This is a genomic window from Desulfurococcus sp., assembly GCF_049970475.1.
GTDB lineage: Archaea > Thermoproteota > Thermoprotei_A > Sulfolobales > Desulfurococcaceae > Desulfurococcus > Desulfurococcus amylolyticus.
On the sequence record NZ_JBMFMW010000068.1, the window covers coordinates 1 to 6,201 of the forward strand.

Annotated in this window: 5 protein-coding genes; 1 reads left to right on the forward strand and 4 read right to left on the reverse strand. The window is 50.3% G+C overall.

Annotation, left to right across the window (positions count from 1 at the left end; translation table 11 throughout):
* A partial coding sequence (locus tag ACP5N5_RS05035; RefSeq protein ID WP_428133512.1) for a DEAD/DEAH box helicase occupies positions 1 to 1,955 on the reverse strand: 1,955 nt, incomplete at its 3' end.
* Between the two features lie 953 nt (positions 1,956 to 2,908).
* On the opposite strand from ACP5N5_RS05035, the gene ACP5N5_RS05040 reads away from it, so the two are divergent.
* Positions 2,909 to 3,142: a hypothetical protein gene (locus tag ACP5N5_RS05040; RefSeq protein ID WP_428133514.1), complete on the forward strand. Its 234-nt coding sequence runs from the start codon at positions 2,909 to 2,911 to the stop codon at positions 3,140 to 3,142.
* Between the two features lie 491 nt (positions 3,143 to 3,633).
* Here ACP5N5_RS05040 and ACP5N5_RS05045 read toward each other — a convergent pair whose 3' ends face one another.
* The 3 genes from ACP5N5_RS05045 to ACP5N5_RS05055 form a co-directional block, all read right to left on the reverse strand.
* On the reverse strand, positions 3,634 to 3,894 hold the full coding sequence (locus ACP5N5_RS05045) for a hypothetical protein (protein ID WP_428133516.1): 261 nt from the start codon (positions 3,892 to 3,894) through the stop codon (positions 3,634 to 3,636).
* Between the two features lie 404 nt (positions 3,895 to 4,298).
* Positions 4,299 to 5,660 carry a DNA primase family protein gene (locus ACP5N5_RS05050; protein ID WP_428133518.1) on the reverse strand — a complete coding sequence of 454 codons (1,362 nt, stop codon included), beginning with the start codon at positions 5,658 to 5,660 and terminating at the stop codon, positions 4,299 to 4,301.
* Complete coding sequence (locus ACP5N5_RS05055) at positions 5,657 to 5,938, reverse strand: hypothetical protein (protein WP_428133520.1); 282 nt, start codon at positions 5,936 to 5,938, stop codon at positions 5,657 to 5,659. Before ACP5N5_RS05055 ends, ACP5N5_RS05050 begins: the two co-directional genes overlap by 4 nt.
* Positions 5,939 to 6,201 lie beyond the last annotated feature (263 nt).

The following is a 6,201-nucleotide window of genomic DNA, read 5'->3' on the forward strand; positions in this document are numbered from 1 at the left end:
CTACTCTGCTTGCCTAGGAGCGAGCTGGCGAATTCGTTAGCCTTCCCCATGGTGGCGCTAGACAAGACGTACACTATTTTGGAGGCCACAGTCTCCTCCAGGAGGGAGAGCATATGGTGAACCTGGATGCCGAAGCTCCCATAGAGCTGGTGGGCCTCATCCAAGATTACTATGGAGGGCTTAGATGGAGTGATCGGCCCCTCCACGCTATTTGAACCGCACACTCTGCACCTCCTAATCTCTAAAGCGGCCGGGTAAGTGTGCTGACAAGCTGTACACCTCCTATAGGGCTTCCCTAGGAGTTGCCACTCGTACCAAAGAGCTGAGGCCCTACTACCTGTATGGGTTTTCGGCGAGCCTGATAATATCCGGTTTAGCATATCCTCATCGGTTATTAGTATGTCTGGCGGCTCGTAGTATGTCTCGTCTCTCACCTTCTTCATATTACGGCTCATAAATTCAGCGAACCGGCACTTATCCCTGCTCGCAGTGCAGGTAACGGCACACCTACTCCCATCACACGATATAATTAGATTGCCGCCGTGATCTGGGCATGAGGCCGGGATCTCTACGGGTCCCTCAGAGGATGACACCGAGATCGCATCTTGTACATCGCCGTGCAGAAGTCCAAATGTTATGTTGGGACCCCCATTAAGCCATATCCTATAAAGAAGATGGGCTAGCTCCTCAACTTGATCGTTGGCTAACGCCTTCGTAGGATAGATTAGGATCGCCTTGACGCCTACACTCTTGTTACAGAGTTTTTGTTGAGCAGCTAGCAGGATAACAGGTATTAGAAATGCCAGCGTCTTCCCGCCAGCGGTCCTAGCAGTAATCACTATGGCTGGCGGACTTGCCCCTCTAGATGCCTTCTCAACAGCTCCTAGGATCGCGGTTGCAGCCTCCTCCTGGAACCTATACAGTCTCTTAATGCCAAGATCTTCGATAGCCCTCCCCAAAGCGTCTACAGCTTTCTGGAAGTCTTCGCAAACGCTACCGCCTACTATGCTTGCTAGCTCCCGGATAGCGTCGATCGGGGCCTTACCCTCCTCTAGTGGGTATAGCTCTTCAGCGACTAGGTGGTAGTCTCTCAACCGATACTTCTTGCCCTCTTCCTCCTCAATCAGCATGCACCCGACTGTGGCGGCCTTCTCGAGGCCGTGGTCGCCCCACCTAGCTAGTATCCTGAGACCTCCGAGGATCTCTACTTCCCCCTCCACCTCCAGCAAGTACCCTAAGGCCCACCTCTCCCCTCTATCGAACGTATAGGCTCTCCACGGGCTTGAGCACACCTTTCTTAGCCATTTCTCAGCTCCTCTACTCTGATCGCTCTGGAAGCACCCTCCTAGGTTCAGCAAGTAGGAAGCTACCCAGAGCTCGCCACTACTGTCCTTGCACGCAACTGCAAGCACGGCAAACGACTGGAAGTACCTCCCCAGGACGTCTCCTCTGTTATCGATCACCTCGGCTGCAAGCTCGCTGGAGTCCTGTTCATTCAGCCATATGGTCTCGACGATGGGCTCCTCGCGGGCTGCGACCGGCATGTTCTGCATGTGGTACTTAGCGAGCCTGCTGACTGCCTCCTTGAAACCCCCAAGTTCCCAAGCTGAGCGTGGAACCACAGCAAATACGGCCGCACCGCAACCCTCAATATCTACAGAGCGTCTCGCTACCTCACGTCCGCTTACGGACACTGCCGTTAGGAGCTTAATCCGATGGCCAGCTACTGAGACTTTGGTTTCTACCGATACTCGCGTGTGGGGATCCCTCTGTGGATCTCCCCAGCCGTTCCTCCCCCTTCTCACATAGAAATCGAATTTAAAGCGGGTCTCCCCCTCGCCCTCCACGGCAATAGCTGCTCCAAACGCATGACCCGGATTCCTAGATCTCGCTGCCATCTCTACTTCCTCTACCTCCTCAGTCTCCTCAACCCCCTCCTCCTCTTCTAACTCCACCTCCTTGGTTAACCTGCGACAGGCACTACACGTTGTCGAGAAGAACCAACTCGGGGGAGGGGCCAAGACGGAGATGTGCGGCTTCTCAGTGTGAAACCGGCTTCTCAAGTAATTGATAGACTCCCGCGCAGCCTCAACTAGGGGGTTTATCTGCGCAGAGCTCAACTAACTCCACCCCCTAATGCACGGGACGAGGAGCCCAGAGACCTCATTCCCGGGTTTCCTCAAGCAGGTCTTGGACTTACCATATGTACGCTCAGACAACCTTACACCACCCCTCAACACTAAGCATTTACTACATACTACACTCCACACTCTTGTTATATATTTACATAATTTACATATTAATGTATTAATAACTAGCAGTAATAAAGCATGATGTTGTTTTAGACGCATATCGTGAGATGTAATAGAAGTAGTAGTGACCTCAAGCATGGACCGCTGGCGGGTGGTTTATTCGAGGAAGCTGATGTAACGAGAAGGGTTAACAGGGTTAAAGGATATAAGTGGGCCTAGGAGGATCGCGAGGGAACTACTAGGGGCAAGGAGATCGATTAAGACTATAATTACCGCTTAGCCATACCTTAGTCATAGTTAATAATGTCTTAGAGGAGGTTAGGAGCCGCAGAGTAACATAGCAACCTTCTAAAAGGAGTACTACTCATAATCCGGATGATTATCCAGCTTAACCCCATTACCTCAGGCTTAAGTGCCCTCGATCTTAACTATGCATTAGGCTCCTTGGAGCCCTAGGTCCACGTGGGGCTCGTAGCTTCAATGTGTTTATTAAACCTCTCGTTGCCACTAATAGCCCCGTGCGGGTGGGGTAGGATGAACAGGTACAGACCGGTCGGGTATAATGAGCTACTGGTTGAGGGGCTGATTACGAGCTTGAGGGGGTTCAAAATAAGCTGATGATGCTCCTCCTTGAGCGTGCATGCAGTGCTAACAACATGCCGGCGGAGCTTAAGGGTACAGTGGTAGTCGGCGGTGAGGAGCGTAGCGTTGAGGATTTCTTTGGAGAAGTCGCACGGATACTATGTGTCATCCCTCTAAAGGACGGGTACTCGGAGGGTAGGTACATAGTTGCTATCGTGAACACCGGTTGCCCAGAGGATAGAGTTGAGACTGAATCCTGTGAGGAGCGCGAGTCCATCGAGTTCTGGCTGTTTGAGCAGATAGGGTAGCCTGATAGGGGTGACCGCTCTAAGTCTCCGCTCCCCCGCCTTCCAGCCCCTTAGGAGCCCTGCAAGCTCCCTAACGGCTGGGTACGCGCAGGATGAGGGATGGAGACGCAATTGGTATATAGGCGTACTAGTGTAATGGTAATCCATCGTACTAGTATACAGGTATTATACGTGTTATATCAAGTATACTAGCATACAACCCCTCAGTGTACGGCTAGCCACATCCTAGGAGTACGCTACCAATTGTACTCGTAGGGGTGATGTAGGGTGAATAACGTTTTCAAACTGCTAAGGGGGAGGGTGTAGGCTATAGGGGGGAGTGGTAATCCTTTCTGTTATTCACCCTACATCACCCCCTTCACCCCTCTGTGTATATCTGGTTAGATAATGGGTCTACCTGTGTTATCTAACTCGGGGTTTGCTGGTAACTCTAAGCTTATCACACCGTGAAAGTATGATGTGCCGGGTGGTGTCCCCTCTTGGTTGAGGGGTTACTTATGGTGTGCTTCTAGGCCCTCCTCTTTTCCGCCTAGTAGTTTGCTTTCGATCTCATCCATCCTAGCTAGCAACGTTATCCCCTTGTAGTACGGGTATCCCTTGATTGTAACCTTTGTTATCCCGTATGCTGCCAGGAGCTCTGTGAACGTCTTCTTCGCTGGAATCTCCCGGTCGCTGAGCTCACACCACCTAGCGAATAGCTCGTAGAACCAGCTTGCCCTCGGAGAGTATTCATGGATAACAGTCAAACCCACTATAAGCTAAACACTTAAAACAACAACTTATACCCTGCTATTAGAAGATATACCTGGAGAGTTGACCCCTCACTGTTATGGAGTGTTTTGGAGTAGTAGGTGTACGTCTCCGGTGGTGTGCACCTAGTGCTCCAATATGCTCCATTTCGCTACTATCCTTTTAGAAAATACAGGGGAGGTAAACTGTAAAAGATCTAGCTATAGAAGTATATTGGAAGTACGTGTTTGTATTGGAGCATTATGGAGCGTTCTACGCACCTCTCCGTAGAAGGTGCTTGTAGTGCTCCAATACACTCCAATACGTTTAGGGGTTGGACTCTGTACGGGATCGCACCATGTGGGGGTGATGTAGGGTGTTAGATAACAGCCTGGAGACCGTTATCTAACTCGTGTGGTTGTAGTTATTAGATATATGCTTCTAGGTCTTCTTGTTCTCCTTTGAGGAGCTTCTCCTCTACTACATCGGGTCTCTCGAGTAGCATTATGCCCTTGTAGAGCTCCAGCTTACCTGATTTAACCTTCTGTACTCCATGTTCTGCTAGTTGCTCCGTGAAGTTCTTCTTAGCTAGCACCTCTAACCCCTCTCTTTCAGCCCATCTTGTGTAGAGCTCGTAGAACCATCTTGTCTCCACCCTGCTGTTAGGATCCCTCTTTGTTAGCCTGGGCTCCTCAAGTGTCCTTATGAAGTTGTACACTTGATCCGTCTCCCTTAGCCAGAACTCTCTCACCTCCGAGCTCCTACCTGTGAAAGCCTTCCTCTCCAAGACCTCCCTCATTGCTTCAAGCCCCACCGTTAAAGCCCTGTCTCTGAACTCCATTGTTACAACCCTACTATACCACGTTGGGTCCTCCTGGAATCTACCCGTGAACCTGATTATAAGCCATCTCCTGTAGAATACATGTGTTAAATCCGAGACTTGGGGTAGCTGGTTTGCTGCGAATATCATCTTAGCGTAGTTCCTGTACCTCACGGGCTCCTTACCCTTCCTATCGATGAATACGTAGTCCTCCCCTGTGAGGGCCTTGAAGATACCCGTATCCCTTAGGGGTTTCTGGGGGAGATCTGGGAATATGTTGCCAGGCTTGTTGATAATAGAACCCCATAGGAACCTATAGTCTAAGCTTGTAAACGCCTGTAACGGTATGCTTGAGACATTCCAGGGGCCTAGTATCTCGGTTACGAGTCTTAGATAGCTACTCTTACCCGAGCTACCCTCACCTACCAGCATTATAGCCTTATGTAGTGGGTAGTCGTAGGCCATCGTAGTATAGCCTATAACCTCGAATAATGCTAACCACATATCCCCAGCCCACTCCTTGAAGACCTCAACGACTCTTGGGGTCTCCGACTCGGCTAGTTGCCTGGCATTCCACCCCATACTCCTAGCTTTAGCTAGAACGTCGGATCTAACCCTTGGTGGTATATCATGTGTTACAAACCCACCATTATAATCTCTAATCTCATAACGTGAACCCTCCCATAATATGATGTGATCCCCAGCCCTAACACCTCTAATCGGTTCAGCTACCGGAGCTCCAGCTCTAATACCCGCTAAAACCTCCTTCTCGAAGCTCGTATACCTCCAACCTAGATTCATTAGCTCTAGCTTCACATAGCTAGCCCACACTATGGATTTAATAACATCGACTGATTGAGACTCGCTAATCCAAACACCACCATCGTACACGTAGAGATCCCCAAGATACCTAGTAACCCTTAGCATCCCGAGGACGTTCTTTGCACAGAGCTCAGCATAGTAGGTCATGGGGGCAAGTCTACCATCAGATAGAACCTCAAGTCTCTCAAGGCATAACCTCCCACCCTCTCCGGAAACCCCCTACCAACACCTGGTAGCAACCCTAGGAGCTCTTCTGAAGTCTTCTCGAACTCACCCTCAATGGATTTAAGCTTCTCGAGTAACCCCACCAGCTCCCCGGATTCCAGGCTAGCTTCCTTAGGTAACCTTAGCAGGTCTAGCTTGGAGACCTGTGATGGGTTGAGACATTTAACCTCAAACCTTGAACCCTCATACTCGCTACACACCCCAGCCTGGAATACGTACGCTACATGGTTTTCACCCTTAAGCTTAAACCCCCTCTGTAATGCTGGGAACTCCCTCTCAGCCCTAACCCTGAAAACATTATCCTTGAATACTAGTGCTACCAGCCAGCCCCCTCATCGCCCAACCCTCTTAAGTCTCCAAGCTTACTCAATTATCTCAGCCACCAGCCTAACCCTCCTTCTACTCCTCCAGAGCTCCTCCCATAGAGAGTTACCAACTATTGGTAGGTAGATTACGAAGCGTG